This window comes from Roseateles sp. GW821-FHT09H11, assembly GCF_059415845.1.
Genome location: NZ_JBWKOA010000004.1, coordinates 239203 through 256737 on the forward strand (window position 1 = coordinate 239203; position 17535 = coordinate 256737).

At 69.5% G+C, this 17535-nt stretch carries 13 protein-coding genes; 2 read left to right on the forward strand and 11 right to left on the reverse strand.

Annotation, left to right across the window (positions count from 1 at the left end):
- Positions 1-3: 3 nt before the first annotated feature.
- The gene (locus tag AC07PR_RS15080) at positions 4-1761 is read left to right on the forward strand and encodes an ABC transporter ATP-binding protein (RefSeq protein WP_495135753.1); all 1758 of its coding nucleotides are present in this window, start codon (positions 4-6) and stop codon (positions 1759-1761) included.
- Positions 1748-3523: an ABC transporter ATP-binding protein gene (locus tag AC07PR_RS15085; protein WP_495135754.1), complete on the forward strand. Its 1776-nt coding sequence runs from the start codon at positions 1748-1750 to the stop codon at positions 3521-3523. Before AC07PR_RS15080 ends, AC07PR_RS15085 begins: the two co-directional genes overlap by 14 nt.
- Before the next feature lie 73 nt (positions 3524-3596).
- On the opposite strand, the gene AC07PR_RS15090 is transcribed toward AC07PR_RS15085, so the two are convergent.
- From AC07PR_RS15090 to murD, 11 genes are all read right to left on the reverse strand, one after another.
- A complete protein-coding gene (locus AC07PR_RS15090; RefSeq protein WP_483109078.1) occupies positions 3597-3782 on the reverse strand; it encodes a hypothetical protein in 186 nt (61 codons plus the stop codon).
- 19 nt (positions 3783-3801) lie between these two features.
- The gene (gene lpxC / locus AC07PR_RS15095; protein ID WP_377157118.1) at positions 3802-4737 is read right to left on the reverse strand and encodes a UDP-3-O-acyl-N-acetylglucosamine deacetylase; all 936 of its coding nucleotides are present in this window, start codon (positions 4735-4737) and stop codon (positions 3802-3804) included.
- A 23-nt stretch (positions 4738-4760) separates the two neighbouring features.
- Positions 4761-6926 (reverse strand): sensor histidine kinase, encoded by a 2166-nt coding sequence (locus AC07PR_RS15100; protein ID WP_495135755.1) that lies wholly within the window; start codon positions 6924-6926, stop codon positions 4761-4763.
- Between the two features lie 307 nt (positions 6927-7233).
- Positions 7234-8469: a cell division protein FtsZ gene (gene ftsZ / locus AC07PR_RS15105; protein ID WP_377157122.1), complete on the reverse strand. Its 1236-nt coding sequence runs from the start codon at positions 8467-8469 to the stop codon at positions 7234-7236.
- Between the two features lie 123 nt (positions 8470-8592).
- A complete protein-coding gene (ftsA, locus tag AC07PR_RS15110; RefSeq protein WP_067276931.1) occupies positions 8593-9822 on the reverse strand; it encodes a cell division protein FtsA in 1230 nt (409 codons plus the stop codon).
- 8 nt (positions 9823-9830) lie between these two features.
- Entirely contained in the window at positions 9831-10667 is an 837-nt protein-coding gene (locus AC07PR_RS15115; RefSeq protein ID WP_495135756.1) for a cell division protein FtsQ/DivIB, read from the reverse strand.
- Between the two features lie 34 nt (positions 10668-10701).
- Positions 10702-11727 (reverse strand): D-alanine--D-alanine ligase, encoded by a 1026-nt coding sequence (locus AC07PR_RS15120; RefSeq protein ID WP_495135757.1) that lies wholly within the window; start codon positions 11725-11727, stop codon positions 10702-10704.
- Entirely contained in the window at positions 11724-13184 is a 1461-nt protein-coding gene (gene murC / locus AC07PR_RS15125; RefSeq protein WP_495135758.1) for a UDP-N-acetylmuramate--L-alanine ligase, read from the reverse strand. Before murC ends, AC07PR_RS15120 begins: the two co-directional genes overlap by 4 nt.
- Entirely contained in the window at positions 13181-14290 is a 1110-nt protein-coding gene (gene murG, locus AC07PR_RS15130; RefSeq protein ID WP_495135759.1) for an undecaprenyldiphospho-muramoylpentapeptide beta-N-acetylglucosaminyltransferase, read from the reverse strand. The genes murC and murG overlap by 4 nt, the downstream gene beginning before the upstream one ends.
- A gap of 94 nt (positions 14291-14384) precedes the next feature.
- Positions 14385-15611, reverse strand: a complete 1227-nt coding sequence (gene ftsW / locus AC07PR_RS15135) for a putative lipid II flippase FtsW (RefSeq protein WP_377161531.1) — start codon at positions 15609-15611, stop codon at positions 14385-14387.
- A 62-nt stretch (positions 15612-15673) separates the two neighbouring features.
- Positions 15674-17521 (reverse strand): UDP-N-acetylmuramoyl-L-alanine--D-glutamate ligase, encoded by a 1848-nt coding sequence (gene murD, locus AC07PR_RS15140; RefSeq protein WP_495135760.1) that lies wholly within the window; start codon positions 17519-17521, stop codon positions 15674-15676.
- Positions 17522-17535: the final 14 nt, after the last annotated feature.

The following is a 17535-nucleotide window of genomic DNA, read 5'->3' on the forward strand; positions in this document are numbered from 1 at the left end:
GCCATGTCGTCGTCCCTCTCTCGCCTGATCGTCGGCCACATCCGCGGCCACTGGCGGCCCTACGCGGCCAGCGCGCTGATGCTCAGCACCATCGCCGTCCTGACGGTCTGGATCCCGCGGCAGGTGGGCCACGTCGTCGACGCGCTGGTCTCGCACCGCCTCGCCGGCTGGGAGCTGATCGGACAACTGGGCCTGCTCGTGCTGGCCGGTCTCGCGATCTACCTGCTGCGCGTCGGCTGGCGCCTGGCGCTGTTCCGCACCGCCTATGAACTCGGCCGCCAGCTGCGCATGCGGCTGTACGCGCAACTGACGAATCAGGGCCCCGCGTTCTTCCACGCCCAGCGCACTGGTGACCTGATGGCGCTGGCGACCAACGACGTCGACGCCATCGAGATGGCCGCGGGCGAGGCGCTGCTCGCCGCCTTCGACGGCTCGCTGACGCTGATCCTGGTGCTCGGCATGATGACGATCGGTGTCGACTGGCGCCTGGGGCTGGCCGCGCTGGTGCCCTTCCCGTTCATGGCCTACGCCTTCTGGCGCATCTCGACGCGGATCCACGTCGCCTCCTCCGATTCGCTGAAGCGTTTCTCCGCGCTGAACCAGCAGGTGCAGGACAGCCTCGCCGGCGTGCGCACCGTGCGCGCGCTCGGCCTCGTGCGCCGCAGCCGCGAGCAGTTCGGCGAACTGGCCCGCGACGCCGGCGACGCCGCCTACCAGGCGCAGCGCTGGGAAGCGATGTTCGAGCCGGCCGTCGGCCTATCGCTCGGCGCGGCGACGGTGATCGCGCTCGGCGTCGGTGCGTGGCTCGTCGGCACGGACGTCATCAGCATCGGCCAGTTGACCGCGTTCACGATGTACCTCGGCCAGTTGATCTGGCCGATGTTCGCCGCGGGCTGGGTGCTGTCGCTGCTGGAACGCGGACGCGCCGCCTGGTCGCGGCTGCAACCCGTGCTGGATGCACCGGTCAGCCTGGTGGACACCGGGACGAGCGACGTCCCCGCGCACGCCGGCATCACGTGGGAGCACGTGTCCTTCCGCTACCCCGGCATGACGCAGCCGACGCTCGAGGACATCGCGCTGACGCTGCCGCCGGGCCGCACGCTGGGCATCGTCGGCGCGACGGGATCGGGCAAGTCCACGTTGCTGCGTCTGCTGCTCAGGCAGTACGAGCCCGACGCGGGCACCGTGCGCCTGGGCGGCATCCCCGCGCCGCAGATCCGCCTCGAGGCGCTGCGGCGCGCGCTCGCCTGGGTGCCGCAGGAGCCCTTCCTGTTCTCGGCCTCGGTCGCGGACAACATCGCCCTCGCCCGCCCGGACGCGACGCGCGAGCAGATCCTGGCCGTGGCCGAACTCGCCGCCGTGCACGACGACATCGCGCGGCTGCCGCTGGGCTACGACACGCTGGTCGGCGAACGTGGCGTCACCTTGTCCGGCGGCCAGCGCCAGCGCATCGCGATCGCGCGGGCGCTGCTGGCCGAGGCGCCGGTGCTGCTGCTGGACGATGCGCTGTCGGCCGTCGACAGCGGCACCGAGTCGCAGATCCTCGACCACTGGCGCGGGCTGCGCCAACGGCATCCCGAGCGCAGCCTCGCCGTGGTCAGCCATCGCTTGTCGGCGGTCATGGAGGCCGATGAGATCGTCGTGTTGAAGCAGGGCCGCATCGTCGAACGTGGCCGTCATGAGGAGCTGCTCACGCTGGGCGGCTGGTATGCCGGTCAGTGGCGCTATCAACAACTGGAGGCCAGCCTTGACGCCGCCTGAGAAGAGCGCGCAGAGCGCTCAGAACGACCACTCGCCGCGCGAAGCGCTGGCGCTGCTGGCGCAGGCCGCCGCGCCGGAGCGCCGCGGCCTGGTGAAGGGACTGGGCTGGCTGGTGGTCGCGGCGTCGCTGGAGGCGATCGGCCCCATCCTCGGCAAGCACTTCATCGATGCGCACGTGCTGACGCGCAACTTCGAGCTCGGCCCGATGGCGCTGCTGCTGGGGGCCATGCTGCTCGCAGGCTGGACCGCCAGCCTGCTGCGTTACGCGCAACTGCGCCGCATGGCCTCGGTCGCGCGGCGCTCGGTGCTGCGCCTGCGCGAGCAGGTCTATGCGCACGTGCTGGCGCAGCCGATGGCCTTCTTCGACCGCAGCATCACCGGCCAGTTGCTGAGCCGGATCACCAACGACACCGACGCGGTCAACAACCTGTACCGGCAGGTGCTGTTCGTGATGCTGGACTCGACCATCGTCGTGGCCGGCGCGCTGGTCGCGATGGCCTGGCTGGACTGGCGGCTGATGCTGATCGTGCTGGCGCTGGTGCCGGCGAGCTCCGGGATCATCTGGCTCTACCAGCGCGCGAGCAGCGGCCCGGTGCAGCGGGCCCGCGCGCTGCGCGCTGAGCTCAACGCGCAGATGGCCGAGAGCATGGCGGGCATGGCGATGCTGCAGTCGGCCGGCGCCGCGCAGCGCTTCGCGGCGCGCTACGAGACCGCCAACCGCGCGCAGCTCGACGCACGCGTGCAGGAGCTGCGCGCCAACGCCTGGCTGCTGCGCCCGGCGCTGGACCTGCTCAACGTGCTGCTGATCGTCACGGTGATCTACGGCTTCGGGCTGCGCGAGCTGTCGGGCCTGGAGGTGGGGCTGCTGTACGCGTTCCTCGCCTACATCGCGCGTGTCGTGGAACCGCTGATCCAGATCACGATGCAGTTCAGCCAGCTGCAGCAGGCGCTGGTGGCCGCGTCGCGCGTGCGCGCGCTGCTGCGCGAGCCCTGCGAGCCCCGGTCGTACCGGCCCGACCTCGTGGTCGGCCCGGGCGCGATCCGCTTCGAGCACCTGCAGTTCGCCTACAAGCCCGAGCAGCCGGTGCTGCGCGACCTGGACCTCGACATCCCGGCCGGCAGCTTCGTCGGCATCGCGGGCCACACGGGCTCGGGCAAGTCGACGCTGCTGGCGCTGCTGCTGCGCTTCTACCAACCGCAGCAGGGCCGGATCCTGATCGACGGACAGCCGCTCGACCAGTTGCCCGACGAGACCTTCCATGCGGCGCTCGGCCTGGTGCCGCAGGAGCCGTACCTGATCGCCGGCAGCGTGCGCGAGAACATCCGCATGGGGCGCGCGATCTCCGACGAGAAGATCGAGGCGGCGGCCCGCGCGTCGCGCGCGCATGAGTTCCTCAGCGCCCTGCCGCAGGGCTACGACAGCCGGCTGGGCGACGGCGGGCTGGCGGTGTCGACGGGGCAGAAGCAGCTGATCGCGCTGGCCCGCGCGCTGGCCGGCGATCCGCGCATCCTGCTGCTGGACGAGGCGACGGCCAACATCGACAGCGCCACCGAGGCGCAGGTCGGCGAGGCACTGCGCGCGTTGCGAGGCCAGGTCACGGTGATCGCGATCGCGCACCGGCTGTCGACGATCCGCGACGCCGACCAGATCGTGGTGCTGAACCACGGCCACCTCGACGAGCGCGGCACGCACGACGCGCTGATGGCGATCGACGGCGGGATCTATCAGCGGCTGGTGCAGTTGCAGGCGCTGGAGGAGTAATGCTCCCGCCCTGAAAGTGCGAAGGCCGCTCGATGAGCGGCCTTCTTCGTTGGAGGAGGAGCGCGGAGCTCGGCTACACCAGCAGCACCAAACGCTCCAGGATCAGCACCGCGAAGAAGCCGATGCCGGCGATCACGGTCCACTTGATCAGCAGGATGCCGCGGCGGCGCCAGATCGGCTGCCTCGTGCCGATGTAGACGGCGAAGCAAAGGAGGCCACCAGCCAGCAGCAGCGCGAAGACGAGACGGAAGACGAGCACCTTCAGCGATCCTTCGGGCTCACCACGCCGGCGCCAGCTCGGCGAATCCCGCCGGCGCGTCGCGCTCGTCCTCGAAGGTCACGATCTCGTACGCCTCGGCGTCCGACAGCAGCTCACGCAGCAGCAGGTTGTTCAGCGCGTGCCCGCCCTTGAACGAGGTGTATGCCGCCAGCAGCGGGTGGCCCACGACCTGCATGTCGCCGATCGCGTCCAGGATCTTGTGCTTCACGAACTCGTCGTCGTAGCGCAGGCCCTCGGCGTTCAGCACGCGGTAGTCGTCGACCACGATCGCGTTGTCCATGCTGCCGCCCAAGGTCAGCCCGCGCGAACGCATCAGCTCGATGTCCTTGGTCATGCCGAAGGTGCGCGCCCGCGCGATCTCGCGCTTGTACTGGCCGCTGCCCATGTCAAAGACATACTGCTGGCCCGTCGCCGACACCGCCGGGTTGTCGAACTCGATCTGGAAGCTCAGCGTGTAGCCGTGGTGCGGCACCAGCTTCGCCCACATCAGGCTCTTGCCCTCGCCCTTGCGCACCTCCACCGGCTTCTTCACCCGCAGGAACTGCTTGGGCGCGTTCTGCAGCTCGATGCCCGCGGACTGCAGCAGGAAGACGTAGCTCGCCGCCGATCCGTCCAGCACCGGGACCTCGTCCGCGTTGATGTCGATCAGCAGGTTGTCCAGCCCCAGGCCCGCGCAGGCCGAGAGCAGATGCTCGATCGTCTGCACCTTGGGCAACCCCGGATCGCCCTGCGGGCTGATCGTCGTGGCCATGCGCGTGTCGCAGACGCTGTGCGTGTTCACCGGGATGTCGACGGGCTGGGCCAGGTCGACGCGCCGGAACACGATGCCCGTGCCGGGCGCGGCCGGGCGCAGCGTGATCTCCACCTTCTGGCCGCTGTGGATGCCGACCCCGACCGCACGGGTCAGCGATTTGATGGTGCGTTGCTTGATCATGGACGTATTGTCCCAAAACGGGGTCAACCCTGCTGGGCGCCGGCCTGGATCACGGCCTCATGGTCGGCGCGCGCCACCGGCAGTCTCAGCGTCACGACGGTGCCGTGCCCGGGGCTGCTGTCCACGCGCAGCAATCCGCCCAGCACCTTCGCGCGGCGCTGCAGGCCGCGCAGCCCGCGGCCCTGCGCGATCGACGCCACGTCGAAGCCCTCGCCGTCGTCCTCGACACGGATCTCCACGCGCTTGCCGAGGTCGCGCGTCACCACCCGCACCCGCGACGCTCTCGCATGCTTCAGCGCGTTGGTCAGCGCCTCCTGCATCAGGCGCAGCACGTGCAGCGCGTCGGGCGGTTCCAGCCATTCCAGCGGCGGCAGGTCGTGCACGTCCCATTCCAGCTTGAGCCCGCCGAGCTGCAGCCGCTTGCCCAAGCGGTAGCGCATGGTCGCCAGCAGCGACACGATGTCGTGGCCCACCGGCTCCAGCGAGTCGATCACCAGCCGCAGGTCGTCGACGCATTCGCGCAGCACGGTCACGACCTGATCCTGCGGCATCGAGCCCTGCTCCACCGCCACCATCGCCGACAGCAGCGACGAACCCAGCCCGTCGTGCATGTCCTGCATGATCCGCTGCCGCTCCAGCAGCAGCGCCTGCTGGCGCTCGACCTCCCGCAGCTTGTCGTGCTGCGCGCTCAGTTGCACGCTCTGCTCCTGCAGCCGCTGCGCGAGTTCCCCGTTGGCGCGTTCCACCCCGCGCAGCGCCTCGATGTAGCGGAACTGCACCGCGTACAGGAAGCTCGCCAGGATCACCAGGGTCGCGAACGGCATCAGGTAGATGTGCTCCGGCCACCACCAGCCCGCGAGCAGGCCCAGGTCGTGCACGCCCAGCACGACGCCGATCACCAGCGCCGCGGCCATCACGCGCAGCTCGCGCGTGCCCTGGCGCCAGGCCACGCTGGCCACGAAGCCGGTGCCCGCCAGGCCCACGACCGCATTGCAGATGTGCAGCAGCACCAGCGCGTCGAAACCGTTGCCCCACAGCGGCATCGACGCGAGGCTCGACACCAGCACGAAGAGCCCGATGCCGCGCTCGAAGCGCGTGAAGCGCTGCCGCGCGAAGCGCAGCGCGAAGAGGAAGGTCAGCAGCATCACCCACGACATCGAGGCGTGCGTGACCCACCAGAACCATTCGAGCGCGTCGCGCGTGCGCGGCAGGTCCAGGTGGTAGTGGAGGTTGCGCACCAGCCACGCCACCGTCGCCAGCGAGAACAGCAGGTAGGACGGGTCCTCGCGCCGCTTCACCCACAGCACGAGTGCGAAGAGCCCCAGCGTCACCAGCGTCAGCCCGGTCGCCTGCGGCACGCCGATCTGCAGCACCCAGCGTCGGTCGTGGCGCGGCTCGAGGTCCTCGCGCGCGCCCAGCCACACGCTGGACACGGAGTAGTAGCCGGCCTGCATCACGGGGACCGCGATGATCACCTCGATCTCGCGCGCCTGCTGGATCTCGGTCAGCGCCGACGGCAGCACCACCCACAGCGGCCGCACCCATTGCTCGCGCGCGCCGGACTGGTTGTCGAAGACCGGCCGCCAGCCGTCGTCGGTCTTCACCAGCACCGCCGCCGCCAGCGCCACCAGGCGCGGCATGTAGAGCGCGACGCTGGTCGGCCAGCGGCCGTTCGGCGCGGCGTAGCGGACGCGGTACCAGCGCATCTGGAAGCGCACGTCGCTCGTGTCCTGGGTCGCTTCGCGCTGCTGCACCTCGGGCAGCCGGATCCGCTGCCACGCCGCCGGGTCCTCCGGCGGCAGCAGTCCCCGCGGCAGCGCGCCGTTCGCGCCGTCCATGACACGCAATGAGCGCCACCAGGCCTTCAGCTGATCCTGCGTCCAGTCGCTGGTGGCGACCTCCGCCTCGGTCGCGCGCTGCGCGCCGGCGAGCGGCGCCGCCTCGGGCACCGGCCGTGCCGGTCCGAGCGGCGACGCTTGCAAGACCTGCGCGGGGGGTGCCGCGCCGGTCGCCTGCGCGGGCTGTCCGCCTTGCGCTCGGCCCATTTCGGGCATGAACGCGAACAGCGCCAGCACCACGCTGGCCAGCAGCGCGATCAACAGCGGTGTCGACGGGCGCGACGCCCACGCCCGCCGCGCACGCGCGGCCGGCAGTGCCGACGTCGTTTTCCCAACCTCACCGTGGACCATGCATTCGCTCTGTCTTGTGATCGCGCGCCAGTGTGCCGAAGTTCACCGAGTGGCACGAGCGTTCATTTGCAACAGACGCCCCGCATCCCTCAAATGCGCGGGCGCGGGCGCGGGCGCGTTCCCGCGGCCGCCAGGGCAGTGCTTTGGGATGCACCGCTAGGCGCGAACCGGAGTCATAGCGGCGCTATGACGAGGATTCGCAACGACGCGGGGCGCCCAAAGCGCTGCCCTGGCGGCCACGGGAAGAAAAAAGGCCACGTCCTGGCGGACGTGGCCTTGAAGCTGATGGCGTCGAGAGCGTTCGGTCTCAGTCCGCCTGCTTGCGCAGGAAGGCCGGGATCTCGATCTCGTCCATGCCGTTGGACGACAGGGCCTCGACCTTCGCCGCGGCCGTGCGGCCATGGCGCCAGACGCTCGGCACGCTCATGCCGCCGAAGTCCGTCGCCGACATCGGCGCCGCCGCCGGCGTGCCTTGCGCGGCGGCCGAACCCGGCATCACCACCGGCTGCGTCAGCACCGGCATGTTGTCGGTGCCGGTGCGCAGCTGCGGCTGCTGCACGACGAGCTGCGGCTGCTGGCGCGCCGCGGCGCGCTGGCTCAGGCCGGTCGCGATCACGGTGACGCGCAGCTGGTCGCCCAGCGATTCGTCGTAGGCCGTGCCGTAGATGATGTGCGCGTCTTCAGCGGCGTAGCGCTTGATCGCGGTCATCGCGTTGCGGCTCTCGGCCAGCTTGAAGTTGTTGCGGCTGGCCGCGATCAGCACCAGCACGCCGCGCGCGCCGGACAGATCGATGCCTTCCAGCAGCGGGCAGGCCACGGCGCCTTCCGCCGCCTTGGACGCGCGGTCCGGACCGGCCGCGACCGCCGTGCCCATCATCGCCTTGCCCGGCTCGCTCATCACGGTCTTGACGTCTTCGAAGTCGACGTTGACCAGGCCCGGCATGTGGATGATGTCGGAGATGCCGCCGACCGCGTTCTTCAGCACGTCGTTGGCGTGCGCGAAGGCCTGGTCCTGCGTGACGTCGTCGCCCAGCACTTCCAGCAGCTTGTCGTTGAGCACGACGATCAGCGAGTCCACGTTCGCCTCGAGTTCCTGCAGGCCCAGGTCCGCGGCCTTGCCGCGGCGGTTGCCTTCGAACTCGAACGGCTTGGTGACGACGCCCACCGTCAGGATGCCCATTTCCTTGGCCACGCGGGCGATCACGGGCGCCGCGCCGGTGCCGGTCCCGCCGCCCATGCCGGCGGTGATGAACAGCATGTGCGCGCCGGTGATGGATTCGCGGATGCGCGCCTCGGCTTCCTCGGCGGCGGTTTTGCCGACCTCGGGTTTCGCACCGGCGCCCAGGCCGGTATGGCCCAGTTGCAGGAGTTGATCGGCCTTGGAGCGATTCAGGGCTTGGGCATCCGTGTTGGCCACGATGAATTCCACGCCCTGGACACCTTGGCTGATCATGTGCTCGACCGCGTTGCCGCCGCCGCCGCCCACGCCGATCACCTTGATCTGGGTGCCTTGATCAAACTCTTCGATCATCTCGATCGCCATATCAAACCTCCTGTCCATATTGTGCAGTTGCCATCAGCAAAATAGAAGTGGGATCCACCCTTTTTTAGGGGGCAAAACCCTCAAACGTCGTAAAGAAAGCGTGAGCCGGTCAGTGCCAGCTTCTTAGAAATTCCCCAGGAACCAGTCCTTGGCGCGACCGAACAAGGTCTTCACGGACCCCGCCTGCTGCGCCGCCTTGAATCCCCGTGTGCGCGACAGCCGCGCTTCCTCCAACAATCCCATCACGGTGGCCGAACGGGGATTGGCCACCATGTCGAACAACGCGCCGTTGTAGGTCGGATTTCCCCGGCGCACCGGTTTCAGGAAAATATCCTCGGCCAGTTCCACCATCCCCGGCATCACCGACGAACCGCCCGACAGGACGATTCCGGAGGACAACAGTTCCTCGTAGCCGGATTCCCGGATGACCTGGTGGACGAGGGAGAAGATTTCCTCGACACGAGGTTCGATCACCCCGGCCAAAGCCTGCTTGGAGAGCATCCGGGGTGCCCGGTCGCCCAAACCCGGCACTTCGACCTGATCCGCCGGATCGGCCAGCAATTGCTTGGCCACGCCATGCTCGACCTTGATTTCCTCCGCATCCTTGGTCGGGGTGCGCAGCGCCATCGCGATATCGCTGGTAATCAGGTCGCCGGCGATCGGAATCACCGCGGTATGGCGGATCGAACCGCCGGTAAAAATGGCCACGTCGGTCGTGCCGGCACCGATGTCGACCAGCGCCACGCCCAGGTCGCGCTCGTCGGAAGTGAGTGCCGCCAAACTGGAAGCGCTAGGATTGAGCACGAGTTGCTCGACTTCCAGCCCGCAGCGACGCACGCACTTGACGATGTTCTCCGCCGCGCTCTGGGCGCCGGTCACGATATGGACCTTGACCTCCAGCCGGCCGCCGCTCATGCCGATCGGTTCTTTCACCTCATGGCCGTCGATCACGAATTCCTGGGGTTCGACCAGCAGCAGGCGCTGGTCGTTCGGAATATTGATGGCCTTGGCGGTTTCCACGACCCGGGCGACATCCACCGGCGTGACTTCCTTGTCCCGCACGATGACCATCCCGGTCGAGTTCTGGCCGCGGATATGGCTGCCGGTAATCCCGGTGTAAACCCTCGAGATCCGGCAGTCGGCCATCATTTCGGCCTCTTTCAAGGCCTGCTGGATGGACTGGACGGTGGCGTCGATATTGACCACGACCCCGCGCTTGAGCCCGTGACTGGGCGCGACGCCCAGACCGGCGATGCGCAATTGGCCGTCCCCCATCACCTCGGCCACCACCGCCATGATCTTGGCGGTGCCGATGTCCAACCCGACGACCAAATCCTTGTATTCCTTGGCCATGCCTGTCCTCAATTCTTCTTGGCGCCCTTGGGCGCAGTGGTAACCGTCGTCACGCCCGCGAGCCGGACCGCGTATCCGGATTCGTGGCGGAGGTCCGCCGATACCAGCGAGGTGCGGTAGCGGGCGGTGATCTGGGGAATGCTGGCGATGAATTGGCCATACCGGGCGACGACCTCGGCCTCGCTGCCGCGGCCGAGTTCGACGATCGCGCCCTTTTCCAGCGTCGCCTTCCAGGAGCCGCGGCCGGACAAATCCAGCCGGGCGACACCCTCGTCCAGTTTTCCGTGGGTCAGCGGGTCGAGTTGCCGCCACATCGCCAGCATCGCGGCCGAGGATTTCGCGGGGCCGGCCAGGGTGGGCAGATCCTCGTCCTCGACGTCGCCGAGATTCGCCTCGAAGACCTCGCCGAAACTGTTGACCAGCCGGGTATCGACGACCGCCTCGCTGTCGGCGTCCGCGTTTTCGGCCTTGGTTTCCCAATAGGCGGCGGGGCGGTGTTCCTCGAGCGCGACGACCAGGTGCAGCGGCCAGACGCGGCGCACCGTCGCGTGGCGCACCCAGGGCACCGCCTCGAAGGCGGCGCGCGCCTGCTGCAGGTTCATCGTCAGGAAGTTGCCGCTCAGTCGCGGCAGCGCATTCGCCCGCAGCGACGCGCCGCTGTTGCGGCTGACGTCGCCCTCGACGGTGATCGACTTGATCGAGAACGCCGGCTGCCGCGCCAGCCAATGCAGTCCCACGGCCCCCGCCGCCAGCGCCACGATGGCCAGCAGCAGGCCGGCCACGCCGTTCATCACGCGGATGTCCGGCGGCAGCGGGCTGGCGGTGTGGGTGAAGGTGGCGCCCATGGGGGTGGCTGGTGGGGGGTGACCCGGTGTCCGTTCAGGCCTGGCTGTCCAGCCGCGATTGCGACAGGAGGTACAGGCACAGCTTCGGGTAGGAGATGCCGACGGCGGCGGCCGCCTTCGGCACCAGCGAATGGGAGGTCATGCCCGGCGAGGTGTTGATCTCCAGCAGGAACAGCTGGCCGTCGGAGGTGCGCCGCATCACGTCGACGCGACCCCAGCCGCGCGCGCCCAGCGAGCGGTAGGCCGCCAGCACCAGGTCCTGCACGCGGGCCTGCTCGTCGGCCGGCAACTGGCCGACCAGATACTGGGTCGTGTCGGTGAAGTACTTGTTCTGGTAGTCGTAGTTGCCGCCCTCGGCGCGGATCTCGATGACCGGCAGCGCGATCGCGTCGGCGCCCTCGCCCAGCACCGGGCAGGTGAGCTCGGCGCCGTCGACGAATTCCTCGCACAGCACTTCGGCGTCGTACTTCGCGGCGAGTTCGACGGCCGCCTGCATGTCCGAGTAGCCCATCACCTTGCTCGCCCCGATGGAGGATCCCTCGTGCGGCGGCTTGACGAAGATGGGCAGGCCCAGTTCATCGGGCACGGTGCGGACGCGCTCGCGCTGCAACTCGCCGCGCTTGAGGCTGACCCAGCGCGGCGTCGACAGCTTGTCGGCCAGCCAGACGCGCTTGGTGGTGATCTTGTCCATCGCGATGGCCGAAGCCATCACGCCGGAGCCGGTGTACGGGATGCCCATCAGCTCGAGCGCGCCCTGCACCGTGCCGTCCTCGCCGTGGCGGCCGTGCAGCGCGATGAAGGCGCGCTGGAAGCCTTCCGTCTTGAGTTCGAGCAGGTTGCGCTGGCCCGGGTCGAAGGCGTGCGCGTCGACGCCCTCCGACTGCAGCGCGGCCAGCACGCCGCCGCCGGACATCAGCGAGACCTCGCGTTCGGCCGAGTCGCCGCCGAAGAGCACGGCGACCTTGCCGAGCGCCTTCGCATCGATGCCGGCGATGCCGAGCTGCTGATACAGCGCCGACGGCGCCGAGGGGGCGGAGGAATTGTCGAGGTCCGTGGTCATGCGCGGCCTCCCTTCATCATGAGTTCAACGGTGCGCGCGGGGACGGCGGCGATCGAGCCGGCCCCCATCACGATCACCACATCGCCGGCGCGCGCCTGGTGGGCGATCGCCTGCGGCAGTCCCTGCCAGTCGCCGACGAAGCCCGCCGCGGTGCCGCGGTCCGTGACCGCCCGCGCCAGGCTTTCGCCGCTGATGCCGGGCAGCGGGGACTCGCTGGCGGCATAGATCTCGGTCAGCAGCACGCCGTCGGCCTGCGCGAGGACGTCGGCGAATTCTTCGAAGCAATCGCGGGTGCGCGTGTAGCGGTGCGGCTGGAAGGCCAGCACCAGGCGACGGCCCGGATAGGCGCCGCGCGCAGCCTTCAGCACGGCCTGCATCTCGACGGGGTGGTGGCCGTAGTCGTCGATCAGCAGTGCGGTGCCCACGCCCGCCGCGCCGCTGGAGGCCGCATCGGCGCCCTCCCCTGTGGCCAGCACCGGCAGCTCGCCATAGGACTGGAAGCGCCGGCCCACGCCGCCGAAGTTGGCAAGACCTTGCAGCAGCGCCGCGTCGTCGACGCCCAGCTCCATCGCCATCGCGATCACCGACAGCGCGTTCAGCACGTTGTGCTGGCCGTTCAGGCGCAGCAGCACCTGCAGCGGCGGCAGCTCGCGACCCTGGCGGTCGCGGCGCAGCGCGTTGAAGCGCATGCCGCCGCCGGCCTCGGCGCTGACGTCGGTCGCGCGCACGGCATTGCCCGCGTCCAGCCCGTACAGGATCACCGGCCGCGACAGCATCGGCACGATGCTGCGCACGCCCGCGTCGTCGCCGCACAGCACGGCCGCGCCCCAGAACGGCATCCGGTGCAGGAAGTCGACGAAGGCCTGACGCAGACGGGCCAGGTCGTGCCCGTAAGTGTCCATGTGGTCGGCGTCGATGTTGGTGACGATCGCCAGCTGCGGCAGCAGGTGCAGGAAGGAGGCGTCGGACTCGTCCGCCTCGACGACCATGTGCAGCCCGCCACCCAGCGCCGCATTGGCGCCCGCGGCCAGCAGCTGCCCACCGATCGCGTAGCTCGGATCGAGGCCGGCCTGCTGCATCACCGTCGTCAGCAGCGAGGTGGTCGTCGTCTTGCCATGCGTGCCGGCGACGGCGATGCCCATGCGCGGGCGCATCAGCTCGGCGAGCATCTGCGCGCGCAGCAGCACCGGGATGCCGTGCTGGTGCGCGGCCATCAGCTCGGGGTTGTCGGCCTTGATCGCGCTGGACTTGACCAGCACCTGCGCCGCGCCGACGTGTTCGGCGGCGTGGCCGATCTTCACGTCCACGCCGAGTGAGCGCAGGCGGCGCGTGGTGTCGCTCTCGCCCTGGTCGGAGCCGCTGACGCGATAGCCCTGCGCGGCCAGCAGCTCGGCGATGCCGCTCATGCCGGCGCCACCGATGCCGGTGAAGTGGATGCGTTGGATGGCGTGCTTCATGTGCGCACTCCATTGCCGGACTTCGCGTCCCGCGCATTCACCAGCGCCTCGAGCTCGTCGGCCACGCGCGACGCCGCGCGCGGGCGCGCCAGCGAGCGCGCCTTCGACGCCATCGCCAGCCAGTGCTCGCGCGGCTGCTGGAGCAGGTCGAACAGCGCCTGCGCGCTGAGCTCGCCCTGCGGCAGGTGCGTGCCGGCGCCGTGCTGCGCCATGTATTGCGCGTTGTCGCGCTGGTGCGAGGTCGTGCTGACGACCAGCGGCACCAGGATGCTGGCGACACCCGCGGCGCACAGCTCGGACACCGTCACCGCGCCGGCGCGGCAGATCACCACGTCGGCCTCGGACAGGCGCTGCGCCATGTCGTTGATGAAGGGCACGACCTCGGCCTGCACGCCGACCTTCGCGTAGGCGGCCTGCACAAGCGGGAAGTTGGCTTCGCCCGTCTGATGCGTGACCAGCGGACGCTGGTGTTCGTCCCACAGCGCGAGCGTCTGCGGCAGCACGTCGTTGATCGCGCGCGCGCCGAGCGAGCCGCCGACCACCAGCACTTTCAGCGGACCGTTGCGATCGGCGAAGCGCAGTTCGGGCGCGGGCAGATCCTCGATCTCGGCGCGGACCGGGTTGCCGGTGACGACGCTCTTCTTCTGCTGCGCGGCGGCAAGGCCGTCGAAGCCGAAGGCGATCCTCTTCGCCACCGGCGCGAGCGCCTTGTTGGACAGCAGCAGCGCCGCGTCGGCATTCACGAGCATCAGCGGACGGCGCATCACCCAGGCCATCAGGCCACCGGGGAAGCAGACATAACCACCCATGCCAAGCACTGCATCGGCCTGGCGCGCGCTGAAGATGTGGGCGCTCTGCCCCAGCGCCTTGAACAGGCGCACGACGCCGAGCAGCGAATGCTTGAGGCCCTTGCCGCGCAGGCCGGCGAAGGACAGCCGGTCCATCGGCAGGCCCGACGGCGGCACGAGCTTGTTCTCCATGCCGGCTTCGGTGCCGAGCCAGGACACGGTCCAACCGCGGCGCTGCATCTCGGCGGCCACGGCCAGTCCAGGAATGACGTGACCGCCCGTACCGGCGGCCATCACGACGAGGTGACGCGTGCTCATGCGCGGCCCCCTCGCATCAGTTGTCTATTCTGGCTGCGCCGAACCCGCAAAGCCTCGCTTCGCGCGGCCGGCTGGCCACGATGTGTCCAGCCGCTCATGCTCGGCCTCCTCGCATGAGTTGGCGGTTTTCAATGTCGATTCGCAAGCAGATCGCCAATGCCACGCAGTTGAGGACGGTGGCGGAACCGCCGTAGCTCATCAGCGGCAGCGTCAGGCCCTTGGTGGGCAGCGCGCCGAGGTTCACGCCCATGTTGATGAAGGCCTGGCCGCCCATCCAGATGCCGATGCCCTGCGCGTAGAGACCGGCGAAGACGCGGTCCAGCGCCACCGCCTGACGGCCGATGTGGAACAGCCGGCGCGACAGCCAGAAGAACGCGAAGATCACGATGGCCACGCCGATGAAGCCGAGCTCCTCGCCGATGACGGCGAGCAGGAAGTCGGTGTGGGCCTCGGGCAGGTAATGCAGCTTCTCGAGGCTGGACCCCAGGCCCTGGCCGAAGAACTCGCCGCGCCCGAAGGCGATCAGCGAGTGCGTCAGCTGGTAGGCCTTGCCCTGCGCGTACTTCTCGTCCCACGGGTTCAGGTAGGCGAAGATCCGTTCGCGACGGAAATCGCTGAAGGTGATCATCAGCACGAAAGCGCCGATCAGCACCGCGACGCTGAGGAAGAACATGCGGCCGTTGACGCCGCCCAGGAACAGGATGCCCATCGCGATGGCCGCGATGACCATGAAGGCGCCCATGTCCGGCTCGGCCAGCAGCAGCATGCCGGTGAACGCCAGCGCGGCGGCCATCGGCCACACGGCGCGGACGAAGTTCTCCTTCACCTCCATCTTGCGGACCATGTAGTTGGCCGCGTACATCGCGATGGCCAGCTTGGCCAGCTCGGACGGCTGGAAGTTCATGACCCCCAGCGGCAGCCAGCGGCGCGCGCCGTTGACGCCCTTGCCGACGTGCGGGATCAGCACGATCATCAGCAGCGCCAGCGCGACGACGAAGATCTTGGGCGCGTGCCGCTCCCAGAAGCTCACCGGCACCATCACGGTGATCCAGCCGGCCAGCAGCCCGATCACGATGAACAGGCTCTGACGCACGAAGAAGTGCATCGGCTGGTACTTCGCGAACTTGGGGTTGTCCGGCAGCGCGATCGAGGCCGAATAGACCATCAGCAGGCCCAGCGCCAGCAGCGAGAGCACGACCCAGATCAGCGTCAGGTCGAAGCCGAGCAGCCGCGTGGGCTGGCCGGACGAGGTGGAGACCCAGTCGCGCACCGGCACGTCGACGCTGCCGGCGCCACCGGCGCCCGCGGCCCCCGCGCCCATGCCGCGGCGCGAGGCCAGCGCGCGCATGCGCTCGCTCAGGTTGTCGAAGATCGATGCGGCGCTCATCCGATGAGGCCCTCGTCTTCCGCCAGTTCGCGCACGGTGGCGATGAACACCTCGGCGCGATGGGCGTAGTTGCGGAACATGTCCAGGCTGGCGCAGGCGGGGCTCAGCAGCACGCTGTCGCCCGATTGCGCCTGCGCGAGCGCCCAGTGCGTCGCGGCCTCGAGCGAGTCGTGGCGATGCATCACGACGCCGCTGTCCTGCAGCGCGGCTTCGATCTGCGGCGCGTCGCGGCCGATCAATGCCACGGCGCGGGCGTGCAGCGCGATCGGCGTCGCGAGCGGCGAGAAGTCCTGCCCCTTGCCGTCGCCGCCCAGGATCATCACCAGCTTGGCCGGTGCGCGGTCGGCGCCCAGGCCCATCACGGCGGCGACGGTGGCGCCGACGTTGGTGCCCTTGGAGTCGTCGTAGAAGTCGACGCCCTTGATCGCGGTGACGAACTCGACGCGATGCGGCTCGCCGCGGTACTCGCGCAGGCCGTGCAGCATCGGGGCCAGCGGGCAGTCGATGGACGTGGCGAGCGCCAGTGCCGCCAGCGCATTCGCCGCGTTGTGGCGGCCGCGCACGCGCAGCGCGTCGGCGGGCATCAGGCGCTGGATGATGAGGTCTTCGTCATCGTCCTTGCGGCGCTTCAGGCCCTTCAGCTCTTCTTCCTGCTCGCGGGCACGGACCAGCCAGGCCATGCCATTCTCGACGAGCAAGCCGAAGTCGCCGGGACGGCGCGGCGCGTCCAGACCGAAGCGGACGACGTTGCGCTCCACGACCTTCGCCGGCCGGCCGCGGCCTTGCTTGACGGTGATCGGCGCGGGCACCAGCGCTTCGACCTCGGGGTCGTCGCGGTTGATCACGAGCACGCCGTGCTCGCCGAAGATGCGGCCCTTGGCGCGCGCGTAGGCCGGCATGTCGCCATGCCAGTCCAGGTGGTCCTGCGTGATGTTGAGCACCGCGCCGGCGCTCGGCTCGAAGCCCTTCACGCCGTCCAGCTGGAAGCTCGACAGCTCCAGCACCCAGACCTGCGGCAGCACCTCGAACTCGGCGGGCTTGGGCGGCGGCGGCTTGATCGGCAGCGGTTGCTCGTCGAGCAGGTCGGCGACCGTCTCGAGCGCGGTGCGGTCGTCGGTCGGCGCTTCCACCACCGGTTCGTCGACCGGCGCCAGCAGCACATCGGCCGGATCGTCGATGGCGACATCGGCAGCGTCATCGTCGGGCACCACCGCCTCGACAGCCAAGTCGACGATCGCCTCTTCGGCCGCATCGACGTCGGTCGCCGCATCGGCGACTGCTTCGTCCTTCGGCTGCGGCATCGGCTCCTTGTCGAGCACGTCGCTCAAGGTCCCCAGCAGCGTCGGGCCGATGTTGCCGGCCATCGCGACGCGGCGGCCGGCGCGCTCGACGAGCAGCGCGGTCATGCTGGTCGTCGTCGTCTTGCCGTTCGTGCCGGTGATCGCGAGCACGCCGGGCTCGTAGCGGTACAGCGTCTTGAGCTCCGCCAGCGCCTGCGCGAACAGCTCCAGCTCACCGCGCACGCGCAGGCCGATCTCCTCCGCCCGCGCGAGCAGCGGCTTCAGGCGCGCATCCAGCGGCGACAGGCCGGGGCTCTTCAGCAGCACCCAGCTGTGGTCGATCGCGCCCAGCAGCTCCGGCGAGAAGTCGCCGTGCTCGAAGGCGGCGTCGGGCAGGCGCTCGCGCAGCGCGGGCAGCTGCGGCGGCTGCTCGCGGCTGTCCCAGACCGTGACGCGCGCCCCCAGGCGCGCGGCCCAGGCCGCCATCGCGAGCCCGGAGTCGCCCAGGCCCAGCACGAGCGCGTGCCGATCCTGGAAGAGCGCCGGGAAGTGGAGGGAGGACATCGTCGTTCCGTTCC

Coding starts and splice junctions, on each gene's coding strand:
- ftsZ (WP_377157122.1), bottom strand. CDS start 8,469: ATGGCGATCGAGATGATCGAAGAGTTTGATCAAGGCACCCAGATCAAG.
- ftsW (WP_377161531.1), bottom strand. CDS start 15,611: ATGGGCGCGGGGGCCGCGGGCGCCGGTGGCGCCGGCAGCGTCGACGTG.
- murG (WP_495135759.1), bottom strand. CDS start 14,290: ATGAGCACGCGTCACCTCGTCGTGATGGCCGCCGGTACGGGCGGTCAC.
- ftsA (WP_067276931.1), bottom strand. CDS start 9,822: ATGGCCAAGGAATACAAGGATTTGGTCGTCGGGTTGGACATCGGCACC.
- AC07PR_RS15080 (WP_495135753.1), top strand. CDS start 4: ATGTCGTCGTCCCTCTCTCGCCTGATCGTCGGCCACATCCGCGGCCAC.
- murD (WP_495135760.1), bottom strand. CDS start 17,521: ATGTCCTCCCTCCACTTCCCGGCGCTCTTCCAGGATCGGCACGCGCTC.
- AC07PR_RS15100 (WP_495135755.1), bottom strand. CDS start 6,926: ATGGTCCACGGTGAGGTTGGGAAAACGACGTCGGCACTGCCGGCCGCG.
- AC07PR_RS15115 (WP_495135756.1), bottom strand. CDS start 10,667: ATGGGCGCCACCTTCACCCACACCGCCAGCCCGCTGCCGCCGGACATC.
- lpxC (WP_377157118.1), bottom strand. CDS start 4,737: ATGATCAAGCAACGCACCATCAAATCGCTGACCCGTGCGGTCGGGGTC.
- AC07PR_RS15120 (WP_495135757.1), bottom strand. CDS start 11,727: ATGACCACGGACCTCGACAATTCCTCCGCCCCCTCGGCGCCGTCGGCG.
- murC (WP_495135758.1), bottom strand. CDS start 13,184: ATGAAGCACGCCATCCAACGCATCCACTTCACCGGCATCGGTGGCGCC.